The organism is Paenibacillus sp. FSL R7-0128 (genome assembly GCF_038002245.1).
Taxonomy (GTDB): Bacteria; Bacillota; Bacilli; order Paenibacillales; family Paenibacillaceae; genus Paenibacillus_AQ; species Paenibacillus_AQ silagei.
The window spans coordinates 2,048,212-2,066,255 of sequence record NZ_JBBOCD010000001.1; the positions used below are offsets into that span (position 1 = coordinate 2,048,212).

General features: G+C 55.4%; 10 protein-coding genes and 1 other annotated feature. Of the genes, 5 read left to right on the top strand and 5 right to left on the bottom strand.

The features are described 5' to 3' along the window. Nucleotides 1–90: 90 nt before the first annotated feature. The 5 genes from NST26_RS08325 to NST26_RS08345 form a co-directional block, all read right to left on the bottom strand. Entirely contained in the window at nucleotides 91–1,695 is a 1,605-nt protein-coding gene (locus NST26_RS08325; protein ID WP_340979004.1) for a sensor domain-containing diguanylate cyclase, read from the bottom strand. Between the two features lie 529 nt (nucleotides 1,696–2,224). Further along, nucleotides 2,225–3,397, bottom strand: coding sequence for an ABC transporter permease (locus NST26_RS08330; protein ID WP_036722549.1), 1,173 nt, complete (start codon nucleotides 3,395–3,397; stop codon nucleotides 2,225–2,227). Then, a complete protein-coding gene (locus tag NST26_RS08335; protein ID WP_036722547.1) occupies nucleotides 3,394–4,095 on the bottom strand; it encodes an ABC transporter ATP-binding protein in 702 nt (233 codons plus the stop codon). The genes NST26_RS08330 and NST26_RS08335 overlap by 4 nt, the downstream gene beginning before the upstream one ends. Next, nucleotides 4,092–5,522: an efflux RND transporter periplasmic adaptor subunit gene (locus NST26_RS08340; RefSeq protein WP_051477793.1), complete on the bottom strand. Its 1,431-nt coding sequence runs from the start codon at nucleotides 5,520–5,522 to the stop codon at nucleotides 4,092–4,094. Before NST26_RS08340 ends, NST26_RS08335 begins: the two co-directional genes overlap by 4 nt. Beyond that, entirely contained in the window at nucleotides 5,519–8,065 is a 2,547-nt protein-coding gene (locus NST26_RS08345; protein ID WP_340979005.1) for a hypothetical protein, read from the bottom strand. Before NST26_RS08345 ends, NST26_RS08340 begins: the two co-directional genes overlap by 4 nt. 220 nt (nucleotides 8,066–8,285) lie before the next feature. After that, nucleotides 8,286–8,560, top strand: a binding site (T-box leader). Between the two features lie 59 nt (nucleotides 8,561–8,619). On the opposite strand from NST26_RS08345, the gene pheS reads away from it, so the two are divergent. The 5 genes from pheS to NST26_RS08370 all read left to right on the top strand — a co-directional run bounded on the left by pheS (nucleotide 8,620) and on the right by NST26_RS08370 (nucleotide 18,038). Further along, nucleotides 8,620–9,654, top strand: a complete 1,035-nt coding sequence (pheS, locus tag NST26_RS08350; protein WP_340979006.1) for a phenylalanine--tRNA ligase subunit alpha — start codon at nucleotides 8,620–8,622, stop codon at nucleotides 9,652–9,654. A gap of 343 nt (nucleotides 9,655–9,997) precedes the next feature. Next, the gene (gene pheT / locus NST26_RS08355; protein ID WP_340979007.1) at nucleotides 9,998–12,442 is read left to right on the top strand and encodes a phenylalanine--tRNA ligase subunit beta; all 2,445 of its coding nucleotides are present in this window, start codon (nucleotides 9,998–10,000) and stop codon (nucleotides 12,440–12,442) included. A 204-nt stretch (nucleotides 12,443–12,646) separates the two neighbouring features. After that, entirely contained in the window at nucleotides 12,647–15,112 is a 2,466-nt protein-coding gene (locus NST26_RS08360; protein ID WP_340979008.1) for a hypothetical protein, read from the top strand. A gap of 506 nt (nucleotides 15,113–15,618) precedes the next feature. Then, a complete protein-coding gene (locus NST26_RS08365) occupies nucleotides 15,619–16,608 on the top strand; it encodes a sugar-binding protein (RefSeq protein ID WP_340979009.1) in 990 nt (329 codons plus the stop codon). Further along, nucleotides 16,605–18,038 carry a sensor histidine kinase gene (locus NST26_RS08370; RefSeq protein ID WP_036722538.1) on the top strand — a complete coding sequence of 478 codons (1,434 nt, stop codon included), beginning with the start codon at nucleotides 16,605–16,607 and terminating at the stop codon, nucleotides 18,036–18,038. Before NST26_RS08365 ends, NST26_RS08370 begins: the two co-directional genes overlap by 4 nt. The last annotated feature ends 6 nt before the right edge of the window (nucleotides 18,039–18,044 follow it).

Here is an 18,044-nt window from a genome sequence, read left to right on the forward strand (position 1 = left end):
TAGTTCCTCCCCCAGGGATGGAACCAATCAGCTCTTTTTGGCTAAGAGTTATTAAAGAAGCCTTAGTATAGGAGTGAGCTTCCGCTGGTGCTAGTTCCGCTGATCGCTGTACTTCTTATCCACATGCTCGCTGTACAGATTAGCCTCATTGCCGCCATGGTTCTTGGAGCGGTACATCGCCAGATCGGCGGCACGGAGCAGCTCGTTGATGCTGCTGCCGTGCTGCGGGTACAGGGCCACGCCAATGCTGGCAGAGGTGTGGAAGCTGGAGCCCTGGTTGATAGACCAGGATTTGTTGAACAGCTGGAGCAGACGGTTCAGCAGCTCGTCCAGCATTTGCGGGCTGGTGAACCGGTGCAGCACCACCGCGAATTCATCTCCGCCGATCCGGAAGGCCTGGCCGGAGCCCTTCACGGTCTGCTGCAGCTCCCGGGAGAGCAGCTGCAGGAATTCATCTCCGGCCAGATGGCCGAGCGTATCGTTCAGCTGCTTGAAGCGGTCGCAGTCCAGCAGCGCCACGGCGATCTCCTGCCGGCGCTCCTCGGGCTGGTTGATCAGGTTCTCCATGTACATTTTGAAATGGGCACGGTTGGGAATCGCGGTCAGATGATCATAGAAGGCCAGCTTGTGCAGGCGCTCCTCATATTGCTTGCGCTGGGTAATCTCACGCGAGACCAGCATGAACTGTGCCGGGAAATTGCGGCTGCCCGCAATAGGGGTAACCTTGGTCTCCAGCCACACCCAGTGCCCTTCGGCCGAACGCATGCGCAGCTCGGATATTCTCGGTGAAGACTGCACCACGCTCTTGAGCTTGGCCCAGGAGATTTCGGCTTCACGGATATAGTTGGAGAGCGGTGCCCCTTTGCTAGGCACATAGCCCAGTGCAGTTGCATGGGAAGGCGAGGCATACAGGATCAGACCGTTCGGATCTGTCAGCACAATGAAGTCGGACATTGTCTCACCGATCAGCTGGTAGAGCGATTGCTCGTCCTGCATTTCGTTCTGCAGGGAGATCAGTCTGCGGCTGAGATAGATGATGACCATAACAAGCAGGAACAGAAATACAGAGTAGACGGCGAACAGGGAGCTTTTGAGATTATTGAACTCTGTCATCACTTGGCTTGCATAGGTGTCAATCTTGTCCTCTGCCTGATTCAAGCTTTCCCGTACCTCATTCAGCTCCGTATGTATGGTGAGGGCAGAATAAGAGTCGGGATTCCAGCTCTTCTGAACCCGCTGCGAGATCAGCTCCCGGCCGTTATCCCTCCACACGGTAAGCGTGGTTCCGAAGTGATCCAGCTCGTTCCTCAGCTCGTCCAGCAGCAGCTCGCTCTGCTTCATTCCATTGAACGGGCTCTTCACAGCATCCAGATTGTAGCGGGCGGTATTGACCCGCTGCAGCGCCTGGGCATTATTGTCCTCGAATTCCTGCGACAGCGTACTGCGCTGCGCGCTGGTCAGCGCCCCGCCGACTGTGGTCTGAAGCGCAAGGGCTGCCTGATAGAGATCGCGGTCGGCGTTCAGAATGAGCTCGGAATTCTGGTAGACGTCACTATACAGGGAATCGGATAATTTGTTCATCGTATGATTCAGAAACAGCAGGGAGGCCACACTGATCCCAACCAGAAGAACGGTGATGGATGTGAATAATATAATCAGTCTGCGTGTACTTTTGTTTTCCGAAAAAACTGCCACTGTCATCCTCTCCCCGCACAGAACTTTTGCAAATCTCATGGGTGTAGCTTTGGTGCATGCGAAACTTATCCTTATGCGGAATATGGCTTCTTGCAGGCATGTAAGAGAGTATACGTTAGCGAGTCCTAGAAAGCAGGGGAAGAAGGAGGCAATGGAAAGAATAACTTCCGGTTAGATCGCGGTTTCTTTTCACCAGTATATAGGACATCCCTTAAGCAGAGCAATTGCTGAAAAAATAATAAGCCCCGTCAGCTTCCGCTGCGGATGACAGGCCGTGAAGCACACCCTGGAGCCGGAGGGGGAAACAGTGGAGACATATCTGTTACAGCCGATACAAAGAACTATTATGTATACCCTACTACTATGTACAAGGTATTCTGACCTTTGAGTCCTATTACCCACTTTTGCTGCAAACGATACCCCTTTGGTATCAATTGTGCATTAAAAATAAAACAGGAAAATCCGCCAGCCCAGGGATCTGAGACTGGCGGATTGAAAAGCTGATGATAACGCAGCGTCTAGGATGGCGCTACTCGTTGCGCAGCGCATAGATCGGGCGCATTCTTGCAGCCTTGCTTGCAGGAATCATTCCGAATACGACACCGATGATCAAGGAGAATGAAAAGGAGATCAGGACCATATTCCAGGAGGGCACCACATTCAAGGCGGTATAATGACCGACAGCCCAGCTGGCGCCAAGTCCCAGTGCGACTCCGATCAGGCCCCCGGTGCCGCTTAAGACCACGGACTCGATCATGAACTGCATCATAATGTTCTTTTTCTTGGCCCCGATGGCCTTGCGGATGCCAATCTCTCTGGTACGCTCATTGACCGAGACAATCATAATGTTCATAATCCCTATCCCGCCTACAAATAAGGAGATACCGGCGATACCGCCAAGGGCCAAGGACAGGGTGGCGCTGGTTTCATTAACCGTTTCCAGCATCTCCCGGGAATCAAAAACAGAGTAGGCATTCTCGGCTGCACTGAATTTGGCAGTAAGGCTGGCTTCCAGCTTGGTTTTGACATCATCCACATTGTCATTGGAAGTGGTTGTGAGGGTAATGGAGCGGACTCCCTTGCTCTGCAGGAACCGTTCGGCTGTAGAGATGGGGATCAGCAGCTTCTCGTCGCTTGAGCCGACGCTGGTGGAGCCTTTACTCTCCAGCAGTCCGACGATCTTGAAGCTGCTTCCGTTGATCTGTACCTTTTGGCCTACAGGATTATCTGTACCGAACAGATCTTCCGCCGTATCTGATCCGATTAACGCAACCTTCTGCCGGTATTCTGTATCCATCTCAAGCAGGAATCTTCCGGATTGCACGTGGAAATCCTGAACCTCTTCGTAGGCAGGTGTAATGCCTTCTACGGATACGGAAACGTTCTCGGTACCGTGCTTGGCGGTAACGTTCCCGGAGATTACCGGGGATACATTGTCCACCCCTTCAATCTCATTCAGGGCCAGGGCCTCCTCGTAGGTCAGCGAAGTGGTGGCTCCGCGGCCCATAATGTTGACGGTCAGCTGGTTGGTGCCCAGGGAGCTTAGGGACTCTGTAATCTGCGAGGTGGTGCCCTGGCCCACAGCGACAAGTGCAATGACGGAGGAGACCCCGATAATAATGCCCAGCATGGTAAGAAAGGCTCTTATTTTACTGCTGAGGATACTTTTGAAGGCCATTTTCATACTCTGGTACAGCATCATGAGGGCACCACCTTCCGATCCTCTACAAGATCCCCATCCTGAATCCGGATCACCCGTTTGGCCTGCTCGGCAATCTCCAGGTCATGCGTGATCAGAATAATGGTATGCCCCTGTACGTTAAGCTCCTTAATCATCTCCAGAACTTCCTTGCCTGTCTTGGAGTCCAGCGCTCCGGTTGGCTCATCGGCAAGCAGAATCGGTGGGGTTCCGGCAAAGGCGCGGGCAATAGCCACACGCTGCTGCTGGCCCCCTGACAGCTCGGAAGGACGGTGATTCATTCTGCTCGCAAGGCCTACCCGGACCAGGGCATTACGGGCAATTTCTCTGCGCTCCCTATGGGACATTCCACGATAGATCAAGGGCAGCTCCACATTCTCTACCGCTGATAACTTCGGCAATAGATTAAAGTTTTGAAATATAAAGCCAATCTTTTCGTTGCGGATCTGGGCCAGCCTGTTGTCAGACAGCCTGCGGATCTCCTGGCCGTCCAGGAAATAATCGCCTTCATTGGCGACATCGAGGCAGCCCAGCATGTTCATCAGGGTGGACTTGCCTGACCCTGACGGGCCGATGATCGCAACGAATTCACCGTGATTAATGCTGAAGCTCAAGCTCTTCAGAACCGTCATCGATTCTCCGGCCATCGTGTAGCTGTGCTGCATCTTCTCAACCCGGATCAGCGGCTCTGGTGCGGTCATCGTCCGCCACCGCCTCCGCCGAAGCCTCCGCCGCTGCCACCGCCGCCGAAGCCGCCGCCCCCGCCGGGAAAGCCACCGCTCCCGCCGGTCATTCCTCCGCCGCTGAAGCCGCCCATACCACCCATACCGCCTTGCTGCGGGGAGGTGGCATTGCCTGAGGAGATCACGGTCGGGAGGATTACTTCATCCCCTTCACTTAAGCCGCTGACGATTTCGATGCTGCTCTCATTGTGGATACCAACCTCTACAGCTATCCGTTTCATGCCTGAGGCGAAACCGGCTGCCCCTTTGCTTCCGGCTGCTCTGCCGGGGAACTCCGCACCAGCAGGGAACTCTCCAGACGGAAGTTCACCGCCCTGGAATTCTCTGCCGCCGCGGGCGCCTGTGCCTCGGGTCCCCGCTTCACTACCGGAGGGTTCACCGTCCGCTGCAGCGCCAGCAGGGGGTTTGGAGTCAGCAGCATCTCTGTCTGTTGTGTTAGCTTGCTCATCCCCGGTTCCCGGCACATTGACGAAGGATTTCCCGTTTATCTTCGTTACAGCTTCGATGGGAACGGTCAGAATATCCTTTTTCTCTTCGATCGTAACCGCCACCTCCGCAGACATGCCGATAAGCACACCCTCCGAGTTATTTAATCCTACAGTGACGTTGAACAGGGAGACGCCATTAGAGGAGGTCCCTTCTTTGGCGATATCTATAACTTTACCGGTAAAAGATTTGTCCTCAAGGGCATCCAGTGTAATGGTAGAGGCTTGATTCAGCTTGATTTTGGGGATGTCCAGCTCGTCTACCTGCACGGTTACGCTTAGATTCACGTAGTCGGTCATGGTGAACAGCTCTGTACCATTCTGGGCCTGCTCACCGTCCGTAATATTCACGGCAGTGATCGTTCCATCGATCGGAGCGGTCAGCGGATCAGGCGGAGCCATATCTTCATGGATGGCAGCGATGGATTCCTGCCCGTCCACGATATCGCTATTGGCTTTATCAATGGCTTTTTTTGCCGATTCCAGCTCTTCCTCTGTCGCGTTATTCATAGCCAGCGTCTTGTAGCTCTCCTGTTTATTCTCCAGCTCCGTCTTGAGATTCTCCAGTGACTTGGTGGCTTCCTTCAGCTTATCGTCCAGATCGCCCGCAACAAATGTGATCAGCACAGCACCTTTTTTAACAACATCGCCTTTCTTAACCATGACCGTATCGACCTTCCCGGCTTCTTTGGTACGGATGCTCTCACTGTTGATCGCCGATACTGCACCTGAACCCGAGACACCCACCAGGATATCCCCCTTACTGGCAACTGCCGTATTCAGCGGAGCGGCATTGATCTGCCGGTTCTGATCCGGCCAGAGCTTATAGCCCGCAATCCCTGCAATAGCAACGAGGACTATCGCTGAAGCGATAATAATGATCTTCTTCTTCTTATTCATTGTGCAGCTCCTTCGGGGGAAGAGGTGGTTGCTTTGGCGGTAACCTCAAGGGAATAGGCCTGGCTGGCGAGCTCTGTCCGTACTCCCTGGAATTCATCGTAGAATTTAAGGGCATAGGTGCCGGAGCTGAGGTTTTTGAACAGGACGCTGGATAGAGTCGTTGAATAAGAGTTGTTGGTTCCCAGTGTCAAGTCGGTTCCCAGCGTCAGTGCTTTCTCGTGAGACTGTCCATAAGGATCGATAACCTGAAGGATGAGCTTATGCTGGTAAGCGCCTGTCTGGTAGGTATTATCCTGATTGAGATTGTAATTGAACGTCACAGCAATGCTGCTTGCGCCCTTGGTGAGTTCCCCTGTAGAGCTGGTAACTGCCAGTGTATAAGGGAAAAGTGGAACAGAAGCCAGATTGGTCAGAGGCGTAACCTCTGCCGGTGTCAGTGTCAGCGCTGCCGTATTGACGTATCCCGTCGCAGCCGTTCCTGCGGCAGTCAGCTTGCCATCCGCAATCGACTGGCTGATATACAGCTCAAGACCTGTGGTGTCCAGGGTGGCCGGGACTTTCGCCCAGAAGGTAACCAGTGTTTTGCCCCCAGGGCTGGTCGACAGCTCGGACTGGTTGGCAGTTGCTTCAAAATATTGCCCGTCAGCAGTCCTGAACTGTGCATATAGACGGGCCAGATCTGCCTGCCGGACTTCATCGCTGTTCATTTCTACTTCGCTGTACACCAGGTTCGAGCCGGTTCCTGTATACAGGAGGGTGGAGCGCTCCTTCACGGTGGCTTTTTTGCCGGTGGCGGTGATCTTGAAGGCTTCCCCTGCAGCCACCGGAGCTACACTCTTAACGGTGCTGTCGCTTGTGCTGAGAGTGAGGAACTGCGACACCTCTGTACCCTTGGTCTCCTGGAGGATGAGCTTGATTTGTCTGACATCCAGGGTGTATGGAATATGGCCTTGAACCGTGATCTGGGTGCTGGCACCCGGGGCAAGCACCGAAGAGCTGTTGTCCGTATAAGTCTGCGAAGAGGAACTGAGATCCTTCTGATCCGCCAGGAGTACGCCGGTAAGAGCAGGTAAGGCAATGGATTTGGACGTTGCATTGCGTATCGTTAGTACAGCCTGTACCAGATCCTCGCTGCCCCAAGGCAGACGCAGCAGCGAGTCCAGAGAGACAGCGAAGGTGCCATAGATATTGGTTACGCTGGTCTCAGAGGCGAGATGAATCTGTCTCTCAGGCGTATAAGGGATGCGGAAATAGGCCACAGGCAGCGTTACTTTATCCGCGCTGGCTGCGGGAGCGATCATTCGCAGCTCCAGCGAATTCTGAGCCAGCTCCAGCGGAACACTGGCGCTCAGCTCAATCAGCTTTTCTTCCAGCGGCTTCAGGGTCAGGCTGCTCAAGGCAGTGGCCGTCACCGGGAAGCTATAGCCTTCCGCCGACTTGACGTTAAGCTCATAAGCAGGCAAAGTAACGGCTGTGCTGCCGGTATTCTTCACCCGGAGCTGATAGCTCCAGACACCATTCCCGTTATCCGCATGCACACTTGCCTTCAGCAGCTGCAAGTCTACCAGATTGCTGTCGATGGAGACCTTTTTGGTATAGCCCGCTGCTACAGTGAAATCTGCAGTTACCGCAGCCGGAAGTGCGTAGGAAGAGACAGGCAGGTACAGCTTGAGTCCTTCATCCAGCTTGGCGATCTGCAGCGTCATCTTGCTGAGATTCATGTAGGAGGGGATCTCGGTCATATAATAGAGCGTCTTCTTCTCCTGAGGCTGAAGCTTGAATTCGGAGCTGCTGTCATCCAGCGTAAGCGTGAAGACAGAGCCGCCCGAGGATTTCAGGTACAACGTATAGCCCGGATCTGTAAGCACTTTGGTACCCAGATTGGTTAGGCTGAGCCCGACCTTGGCATAGACTTTGCTGTTATATTTGTAGATTTGCACGGATTCGGCTTTGGTGCCGGCAGTAATGCCGCCGAGTTCAACCTTTCGGGTCTCCCCTGTAAGCGAGGACAGAGAATAATTGGAAGGAATCGTGAACGTGCCTATACGCTGTTCATAATTAGCGGCGCTGAAATTCCAGCCGTAGATGTTGATTTTGAGTCCTTTGACTGAGGCGGTGGTTCCAATATTCGCATAGTATGTAAGACTGGTGCTTTGTTTAGCAGGGATTTTCTTGACTGCACTGTCTGCGCTGACCGGAATTCCCTTAATGATGCTGCCGCCCGCAGTTACAATTTTGGAGAAATAGTCCGCCAGATTGACGCTGCTGCCGGCAGTGTTGGTATAGGTAAGCGTGTAGGTGAGAATATTACCGCCGGTTTGGCTCTGAATCCCTACATGGCTCAGCTTCACCTGAAGCGTGGTACCGAGCTTGAGCGCACTTAGACCGTTAAGTGTGGAGACTTCCGTGACCGCGCTTGCTGCTGTGGCAGCCGTTGAAGCGGATGAAGCGGCATAGGCCGCGGTTCCCGGGCTTCCAGTGGTTTGACTTGCGGCAAATGTGCTGAGCAGCAGCAGAACAAATGCTTTTTTTCGTGTAAGCATGTAATTTCCTCCTTGTGTGATCTCTTAAGGGAAAATATCAACATTGACTGAATGTCCGCTGAAAAAAAAGCCGTCAAACCGCGCTGAAGCTTAAAGGGAGCTTAAAAAAAGATAAAAAATAAGCGGAATTTGTGCGGCTTGTCAAACTGGCTGTTTTTGCATATAATAGATGGGCATATCTTCCCAAGTGGAGGATCGAAGTGCAGAGGTTATAATCCGCATACATGCAATGATGGAGAAGAGTACGCAGTGCCTGGCTTACAGGGAGGAAGCGCCGCAGATTGAGAGCGTTTCTAAGAGAGCAGAGCTGCCGAAGTTCACTCCGGAGCAGTTCCCTGAATGTGCTTGAAGCACTAGTAGGGGGGACCGGCCGCAGACCGTTATTTCTGTATAAAGTGAGACAGGTCTTTGCCGCACCGAAAGAGGGAATAGTGCTCTTAAGGGAAGCGTACGGCCGTCTAACAAGGGTGGTACCACGGTCTTTTCGTCCCTTTACCGGGAGGAAAGGCCTTTTTTTGTTGAACAATACGAGATTTGAGGGGGCAGTACAAGCCATGAAAGACAAATTGGAAGCACTGAAGGCTGAGGCGCTGACGAAGCTGCAGGCGGTAAACGATCCGCAGATTCTGAATGACCTGCGCGTCAAATACCTTGGCAAAAAAGGCGAGCTGACAGAGGTTCTGCGCGGTATGGGCGGACTAAGCGCGGAGGAGCGTCCGGTGATCGGCCAGGTGGCCAATCTGGTGCGCAGCGCCATTGAAGAGGTGATCAGCGCCAAGCAGGAGCTGTTCCAGCAGCAGGAGACAGAGAGCCGCCTGAATGCGGAGAAGGTCGATGTAACCCTGCCGGGCCGCGGCCTGCCGCAGGGCGGGATTCATCCACTCAGCCGGGTGATCCAGGAGATCGAGGATATTTTCATCGGGATGGGCTTCCAGATTGAAGAAGGACCGGAAGTAGAGACAGACTACTACAACTTCGAAGCCCTTAACCTGCCGAAGAACCATCCGGCCCGCGATATGCAGGATTCCTTCTATATTACGGAAGACATTCTGATGCGCACACACGTGTCACCGGTTCAGGTCCGTACCATGCTGGCCAAGAACGGGGAGACTCCGGTCAAAATCATCTGTCCGGGCAAGGTGTTCCGCCGTGACGACGACGACGGGACCCACTCCTTCCAGTTCCATCAGATTGAAGGTCTGGTCATCGGCCGTAATATCCGCATGAGCGACCTGAAGGGTACTCTGCAGCAGTTCACCAAGGAGATGTTCGGACCTAGCGCGGGTATCCGCCTGCGCCCAAGCTTCTTCCCGTTCACCGAGCCTAGCGTTGAGGTGGATGTGAGCTGCTTCAAATGCGGCGGCGAAGGCTGCCGTCTCTGCAAGCAGAGCGGCTGGCTGGAGATTCTCGGCGCCGGTATGGTGCACCCGAATGTGCTGCGGATGGGCGGATACGATCCGGAAGTTTACAGCGGCTTCGCGTTCGGCATGGGTGCGGAACGGATAGCGATGCTGAAATACGGCATCGATGACATCCGCTACTTCTACACGAATGATATGGGCTTTGTGAAGCAGTTCAAGGGTATTTAGGGATTTGGCGGGGGTGCGCGGGGGCGTTGGACGGATATTGTTAAGCCGGAGGGATGACGGCAGTGCTAATTAAATGACTGCGATTGAAGGACCGGAGGGGAATTTTGGAACTGTAGGAGCGGTAGCGTCCGCCTTTGTGTTTGGATTTCTACCGCGAGAAGCGGTTCTAATCAGGAAATCCAAACACAACAGCGGCCGGAAGTCCAAATATTCTCTGTAGGAACACTGCAATGCAGAATTTTCTTGCGCGAAGTTGACGTGGGCTTGTTTATATCCGCTTCCGCTCCCCAGCACAACCGGCATGGAGATCAATACATCTGAAACAAAAAGGAAGTGTGCGATTATGAAAGTATCAACCGCCTGGCTGGCCGATTATATATCGCTGGAAGGAGTGACCGCTGATCAACTGGCGGACAAAATCACCACCGCCGGCATCGAGATTGACGGAGTAGAACGCCGCAACAAAGGGATCTCCGGGATTGTGACCGGCTACGTGAAATCCAAGGAGAAGCACCCGGACGCCGATAAGCTGAATATCTGTATCGTCGATGCCGGGCAGGGCGAGGATCTGCAGATCGTCTGCGGAGCGAAGAATGTCGCAGCGGGCCAGAAGGTTCCGGTCGCGCTGGTAGGTGCCAAGCTGCCGGGCCTGGAGATCAAAAAAGCCAAGCTGCGCGGCGTGCTGTCGCAGGGGATGATCTGCTCGGCCAAAGAGCTGGGCCTGAACGACAAGCTGCTGCCCAAAGAGCTGCAGGAGGGCATTCTCGTGCTGCCGGAGCAGACCGAGGTGGGCCAGGATATTCTCAAGGTGCTTGGACTGAATGACGAAATTCTTGATTTCGATCTAACGCCGAACCGTTCCGACTGCCTGAGCATGATCGGTGCCGCTTATGAGGTAAGTGCGGTACTGGGCCGTGAGCTGAAGCTGGCTGATCCGGTGGCAGAGCTTGTAGAAACGGGCGGGAAGGCTGCGGACTCCATCAGGGTTACGATTGAGGATGAGGCATTCTGCAGCCATTATGCCGTGCGTTATATTGCCGGAGTGAAGACCGCGCCGTCCCCGCTGTGGATTCAGAACCGCCTGATGGCGGCCGGGGTACGTCCGATTAACAATATCGTAGACATCACCAACTACGTGATGCTGGAATACGGGCAGCCGCTGCATGCATTTGACGGCGGGCAGCTCCAGGGAGGAACCATCGGTGTACGGTTTGCCCGTGAAGGGGAAGGACTGGTTACCCTTGACGGACAAGAGCGCAAGCTTGCGCCGCAGATGCTGGTCATTGCCGACGGCTCAGGCGCAATTGGCCTGGCCGGAGTGATGGGCGGACTGTCTACAGAGGTTACCGCAGACACCGTTAATATCGTACTGGAATCAGCCAAATTCGATGGTGGAACGGTACGCAAGACCTCGCGTCAGCTCGGTCTGCGCTCGGAAGCGTCCCAGCGGTTCGAGAAGGAAGTTGACCCGAATGCGGTCATCCCTGCGCTTAACCGTGCGGCTGCACTGATTGCCCGGTATGCCGGAGGAACGGTGCATGAAGGGATTGTCCAGGCCGGCAGCGCCGCTGCTCAGGAGAAGGTGCTGAACTTATCGCTGGAGAAGCTGAACCGCTATCTCGGGACAGATCTGTCATTGCTGGAAGTGAAAACCCTGTTCGGACGCCTGCACTTCAAGTGCGGTGATGCGGCTCAGGGAATCGTCGAGGTCGAGGTGCCGACACGGCGCGGAGACATTACGCAGGATGTGGATCTGATTGAAGAGATCGCCCGCTTGTACGGCTACGACAACATCCCGACCACCCTGATCGAAGGCACAACAACACCGGGCGCGCTTACCAGACAGCAATCTCTGCGCCGCGAGCTGCGCCGCATGCTCTCGCTGGGCGGATATCAGGAGGTTATGGGCTATTCCTTCATCCAGCCGGAGCAGAGCACGCTCTTCCCTATGCTGGCGGAAGGCAAACAGTCAGTGAAGCTGGCGATGCCGATGAGCGAGGAGCGCAGCGTGCTGCGTACCAGCCTGCTGCCGCAGCTGCTGGACATTGCCCTCTACAATACGAACCGCCGCCAAGGCGATCTGGCGTTATTCGAAATCGGCAACGTCTTCTTCACGGAGGAGGAAGTCCTTACCCGCCAGCCGAGCGAGCTGCCGGTGCTGGGGCTGCTGCTGAGCGGTACGCGTGCAGCCAAGCAGTGGAACGTGGCTGCTGAGCCGGTGGATTTCTTCGACCTTAAGGGTGCGCTGGAGACTGTATTTGCACATCTGGGCCTTACGGATCGCGTAATCTATGAAGGGGACGCGCCTGAAGGCTATCATCCGGGACGCTCCGCTTCCATCTATCTGCTTCAGGCAGAGGGCCGTGTGAAGATCGGTTCGATGGGGCAGATTCATCCCGAGCTGCAACGCCGGATGGATCTGGAGGATACCTATGTATCCGAAGTCCTGCTGCAGCCGCTCTATGATGCGGCACGCGCCGGGCTGCAGTACAGCGAGCTTCACCGCTTCCCGGGCATGGAGCGGGACATTGCGGTGGTAGTCGATGACGCGGTTCCGGCAGGTGACCTGATCGCGGCGATCCGTGAGCACGGTGGCACTCTGCTGCAAAATGTGCAGGTATTCGATATCTACACAGGAGGCAAGATGGAGGCAGGCAAGAAGAGTGTTGCCCTGTCGCTCCTGTACCGCCATACCGAGCATACGCTGACTGACGAAGAGGTTGTGGAAGTGCATGACAAAGTGGTCTCTGCCCTTGAACAAACTTTTGGTGCAGAATTAAGAAAATAGCAGGAATTGTGCAAAGCCGCAGCGAATCCATTTAGAAACAGAGATTCCCTGCGGCTTTTCTGTACCCTTGTGAAGTGCGGAGGAACATGCGAATAAATGCAATGGACGCGTGCTTTTGCCAAAGGTCAGGAAATCACGCTACAATAGGAGCAAGAGCAAAGAAACCAACTTAGAATCCGCACACATACAAAGGAGGGCACAACTGTGGCTATGGACCGGACCCGTGTCGCCGTGGAGATATACGGAACTTCCTACAAGCTTGTAGGAAGCAGCACAGAATATATGAAACAGGTCGCCCGTCATGTCGATGAGCATATGCGTGCAATATCGAAATCACATTCCAGACTGGATACGCCGCGGATTGCGGTGCTTACAGCTGTACATATGGCAGAGCAGGCAATCCAGGTTCAGGATTTCAAGAATGAGCTGAATATGCTGACCGGTGAACGTACCGAGCTTCGCGTGGAGGTGTCACGCCTTCAGGAAGCGCAGCGTGAACAGCAGGAAGAATATGAGAAGCTGGAAGCGGCTGCGAAGGAAGAGGCGGCGCGGCTGATTGCCGCTGCCGAAGAAGAACGCTCAAGACATCTGGAGCAGCAGGAGCAGGAGCGGCAGCTGCAAGCCCAGCTGCTGGAGGAAGAGAAGCAGGCTGCGGCCGCCGGCCGCGAGCAACTGGTGCAGGAGCTGAAGGCACGCGAGGAAGAGCTGAAGGCGCTGCGCGAGGGCCATGAAGCAGAGCAGGCTGCAGGCCGCGAGGCAGCGCGTCAGGAGCTGGAAGCCGCAGAAGCCATGCGGCTGCAGCAGCTGGAAGAGATGAAGGCTGCCCATCAGCAGGAACTGGAGCAGCTGCGCGAGACACTGATCCGCGAGAAGACAGAGACGTTGTCTGCCCTGGAGCAGGAGCTGCATGAGACCCGGGAGTCGATGGGCAGCGAGATCGTGGAGATCCGCTCCACGTTAAGCAAGGAGCTGGCTGATACCAAGGCTGCGCTCACAAGTGAGCTTACCGGGGAGCGGGAAGCGCTTGAGAAGGAGCTGGCCAAGAACAAGGAGCTGCGGCAGTCCCAGGGGACGCAGGAGCACCGGCACAAGCAGCAGCTTCAGGAGCTGGAGAAGCAGCTTGGCGAGCTGCGCGGCGGAACCGGGCAGCTCCAGTCCCGGCTGCGTGCGGCGGAAGCCGGGCTTAAGGGTGAACGCGATGCGCGGCTGACGCTACTGGCGCAGTACGAAGCTGTCCTGAAGCGGGAGGAGCAGCTTGGCGAAGAGCTGAAGCTTGCCGCTGAGCAAGGAGAGCAGCAGAGTGCGGCGCTGGAGGAAGTGCGCAAGCAGGCTGCGGCTTCGCAGAGCGAGGCGGAAGCGCTCCGGAGCGGGCTGCGGGAAGCAGAGGACAAGCTAAGCGCTGCGCTGGAAGAGCTGAGCACGGCGAACGAGATGGGCACCCTGCTGAACGAAGAGCTGGAAGGACTGCGCCAGCAGGTTGCAGCTGCGCAAAGCGAGGCCGAAACGCTCCGCAGCGAACTGCGGGAAGCAGAGGGCAAGCTAAGCGCTGCGTTGGAGGAACTGCACACGGCGAGCGAGCTCGGCACCCTGTTGAACGAAGAACTGGATGAGCTGCGTAATCAGGTTGCGGCTACACAGAGCGAGGCGGTGGATATCCGCAGCGAACTTCGGGATGCAGAGGGCAAGCTAAGTGAAGCGCAGGAGGAGCTGCATACTGCTAAGGAGCTTGGCAATCTGCTGAACGATGAACTGGAAGGGCTGCGCCAGCGTTATGAGCTGACGCAGGAAGAAGCGGCAGCACTGCGCGCATCGCTGCGGGAGACCGCAGATCAGCTCAGCCGGACACAGGTCGAATTCGACCGTACGGCAGAGGAAGCGGCATCCTGGCAGGAGCGTGCGAACAAGCATATGGAGGATATCAGCGAGCTGGAGATGAATCTTCTGGAAGAAGGGGAGAAGTCGGCAGCCTTGCAGCGCGAAGTGGAGACTCTTCGCGGACAGGCAGACGGAATGGTTCAGCAGCTTGATCAGGAGGCGCGTCTGCGTGCCGAAGCGGAGCAGGAGCTTGCTGTTCAGCAGGAGGCGGCAGAAGCAGCCCGCAAGGAACTGGCTGCGCTGCGCGGCCATTACGAGGAACTTATCGCCCAGTACGATGAGATTCTTCAGGACGGGGAGCAGCTGAAGGAACGCTACGAACTGCTGGAAGCCGAAGGCGAGGAAGCTGCGCGGCGTCTGGAAGAGCTGTATGAGGCGGGCCGTGAAGCTGCCGCTGCGGCGGCGGAGCAGCAGGAAGCACTCCGTGAGACCCGGGAGTACGAAGCTACCTGGAAGCAGAAAGTTGAGGAGCTTCAGCAGCGCGAGCAGCAGTGGAACGAGCAGGAAGCACAGCTGCGCGAGGAGATTGAGATCTGGCAGCAGGAGGCCGGTGAAGCCGAGGCTCAGGCGGAAGCAGTCAGCCGCTCACGTACTGAGGCGGCGCAGCAGCTGGATGAGATCGGCGAGAGCTATGAGATGGTCCAAGGCCAGCTGCGGCTGGTTCAGGCCCAGTTCGAGCTGCAGCAGGGAGAGCTCGAGAAGCTGTCCCAGGAGCATCGCAGCTTGCAGGCGGAATATTCCAAGCTACAGAGTGAATATAATGAATGGATTCAACTGATCGAACAGGACAGTTGAATGGCGGATGCATCACAGGAAGAGCTGTTGTAAGCAGGAATGCTTAGAACGGCTTTTTCTGCTGTGCAGGGACGGGGAACGGATTCCTCCTTAGGGGGACTGCAAGGGGGGAGTGAAGAAGACATCTAGGCTGCTATCTTGGACAAATCCTGCAATAAATACAACATTCGTACTTCTGAGGCAGCAAATTGCGGGAAATCCTGCCCAGAATGCAACATATCTCAGCCAACGACCGCTCCACTGGTAACATTCCTGCAAAATGTGCAACATTTGGCGTTCTCAAGCTACAATCCGATATGAATCCTGCAAAATGTGCAACACTTGGCGATAACAGCTCATGATGAGGAGCACAAGTGCCCCTAAATCACCAGATGTGAGCTAAATTAGTTCGAACATATCTACGAAGAATACATTAGCCTAACTGCCCCCTGCATGGAGTGCTTTTGACATAATAAGTATTGCAACCGGTTACAACCCGGGGTAGGATGTTGGTTGAGGTGAACGGGATGGATAAGAAATGGGTCAGCGGCGTTGGGGTTGTTGTGCTTTTTATACTGTTGTCATATTTGTTTATAGGCTTCGCGCGCCATTCTGCCCGGATGGGCAATATTGTCAAGGAATTAAGCGGCCAGCCCAGTCAGGACAAGCCCGGATATCATATTGTGCTGATCGAGCAGGAGCGGTACCACCCTTACTGGGAGATGGTCGAGAAGGGGGCCGCAGAGGCCGCAGCGAAATACGGGATAGAGATCGAATTCACGGGACCGGTGCGCAATAACATGGAGGAGCAGATCAGCCTGCTGGAAAAAGCGATTGCCGCTAAAGCGGATGCCATCATCGTCCAGGGGCTCAACGACGAGAAGTTCACGCCGGTGATTGATAAGGCGGTGAACCGGGGGATTCCGGTGATCACGATTGACACGGATGCTCCGGCCAGCCGGAGACTGGCCTATGTGGGCACTGACAATGTAGCTGCCGGTGAGGCGCTGGGGCGCATGGTAGTGAAAACGACCGGCGGAAAAGGCAAAATAGGCGTAATCATCGGCAGCGAGCTGGCCAAGAACCAGCTTCAGCGTCTGGACGGGCTGAAGAACATCGTAAAGGACTACGGCGGCATGGAGATTGTCGATGTCCGCAGCTCCAACATCTCGCATATGGAGGCGATCCAGCAGGCGGCAGATATGCTGCGCTATCATCCGGAGATCGATGTCATGGTCGGCACCAGTTCAACGGATGCGTTGGGCGTCTTGCAGGCATCGAGGAGCCTGAAGCGCGGTCCGCTGACCATTATCGGCTTCGATAATCAGGCGGAGACACTGGATGCCATCAGCCGGGGAGCGATCACAGCGACTGTCGCACAGCAGCCTTACCTTATGGGGAATATGGCGGTCCGGCTGCTCCATGATTATTTTAATGGTGCCCATTTACAAACCCGGTATTATACCGGAGTGAAGGTACTGGATAAGACCAATGTGCAGGAGGGAGAGAGCCTATGAGTATCCGCCTGAAGCTGCTGATCTGTATTCCGCTGCTGGTGCTGCTGATGAGCTCGGTCTCCTTCGTACTGTTCCAGAGCGGGAAGAATGTGCAGGAGAGCTACCACCTGATGATGAACCGGATCATGCTGTATAAGGAGGTATCCTATGAGGTCGGCGAGAATATGCGCTCCTTGAACCGCTTCATTATGCAGGTGGATACCGACAGCTTCCCGGAGGTGGAGAAGCATCTGGGCGCGGTACTGGAGCTGCGCAGCAGGCTGGACGGGATGAATACCATCGGGGGCAGCGGCCTTCCGCTGATGAACTACAGCCACCTTATTGATACTTTTGTCGAGCAGGCGGGCCAGATGATCACGGAGATTGACGGACAGGATGCGAATTCGCTGGCAGGTGCCTATATCGAGGCGGAGCAGACGCAGCGGTTCATCCGTGAGGAGGCCCAGGAGCTGGTCGATTTGGAGCTGGACCAATATAAGCCGATCTACGCCGAGATTATGTCTACGACAGCGAAGCTGAACCGGATGGGCAGTCTGCTGGTGATCACCGCGGCGCTGCTTAGCATCTGTATGGCCGTCTGGCTGTCCAGCAGCATTACCGGACCGATCCGCCGCCTGGTGGCAACGGCCAAGCAAATCTCGAAGGGACGGATGGATACCAAGGCGCCGGAGAGTGTTAATAACGATGAGATCAGCATACTGTGCCGCGCTTTTAACGGGATGATCGATAATATCCAGGAGCTGATGAAGGAGAACATCAAGAGTGCGGAGAAGGACCGGCTGGTCAAGGAGCTGGAGCTGAAAATGCTGCAGAGCCAGATCAATCCGCATTTCCTGTTCAACACACTGAATTCCATCGCCAAGCTTGCGTATCTGGAAGGGGCGGCGAGAACCAGCGATCTGACCGTGTCGGTCTCGCGTCTGCTCCGCTATAATCTGCAAAAGCTGGACCAGGCTGTTCCGCTGCGCGAGGAGGTCGAGCATGTGAACGAGTATATCAACATCCAGCGGGCCCGCTTTCGGGACCGGATTGCTTTTGAAATGGAGATTGATGAGCAGGCGATGGACGGGATGGTGCCGTGTCTGACGCTGCAGCCGATCTTCGAGAATGCCTTCGTTCACGGTCTGGAGCAGATGGAGGAGGGGGCTATACTTACGCTATCGATCCGTTACCGCAGCGGGCAGGTGGAGATTGTAATCAGCGATAACGGAGCGGGCATGAACCGCGAGACGGTAGCCCGGCTGATGGGATCGATTCAGCAGGAGGCGCCGCATTCCAGCAGCAAGGGCCAGTCTACCGGGCTTGGGACACATAATGTTTTCAAAAGACTGCATTTATTCTTCGACGGCCAGCAGCTCATCGAGATCAACAGCAGTGAAGGGCAGGGGACGGCGGTGCTGTTCCGGCTGCCCTTCCGGACCTCGGCCTAGAGGCAT

What these genes read in the sequence shown, in the direction of transcription:
- NST26_RS08335 (WP_036722547.1), bottom strand. Translation starts at nt 4,095, where the DNA reads ATGACCGCACCAGAGCCGCTGATCCGGGTTGAGAAGATGCAGCACAGC.
- NST26_RS08370 (WP_036722538.1), top strand. Translation starts at nt 16,605, where the DNA reads ATGAGTATCCGCCTGAAGCTGCTGATCTGTATTCCGCTGCTGGTGCTG.
- NST26_RS08345 (WP_340979005.1), bottom strand. Translation starts at nt 8,065, where the DNA reads ATGCTTACACGAAAAAAAGCATTTGTTCTGCTGCTGCTCAGCACATTT.
- pheT (WP_340979007.1), top strand. Translation starts at nt 9,998, where the DNA reads ATGAAAGTATCAACCGCCTGGCTGGCCGATTATATATCGCTGGAAGGA.
- NST26_RS08330 (WP_036722549.1), bottom strand. Translation starts at nt 3,397, where the DNA reads ATGATGCTGTACCAGAGTATGAAAATGGCCTTCAAAAGTATCCTCAGC.
- pheS (WP_340979006.1), top strand. Translation starts at nt 8,620, where the DNA reads ATGAAAGACAAATTGGAAGCACTGAAGGCTGAGGCGCTGACGAAGCTG.
- NST26_RS08340 (WP_051477793.1), bottom strand. Translation starts at nt 5,522, where the DNA reads ATGAATAAGAAGAAGAAGATCATTATTATCGCTTCAGCGATAGTCCTC.
- NST26_RS08365 (WP_340979009.1), top strand. Translation starts at nt 15,619, where the DNA reads ATGGATAAGAAATGGGTCAGCGGCGTTGGGGTTGTTGTGCTTTTTATA.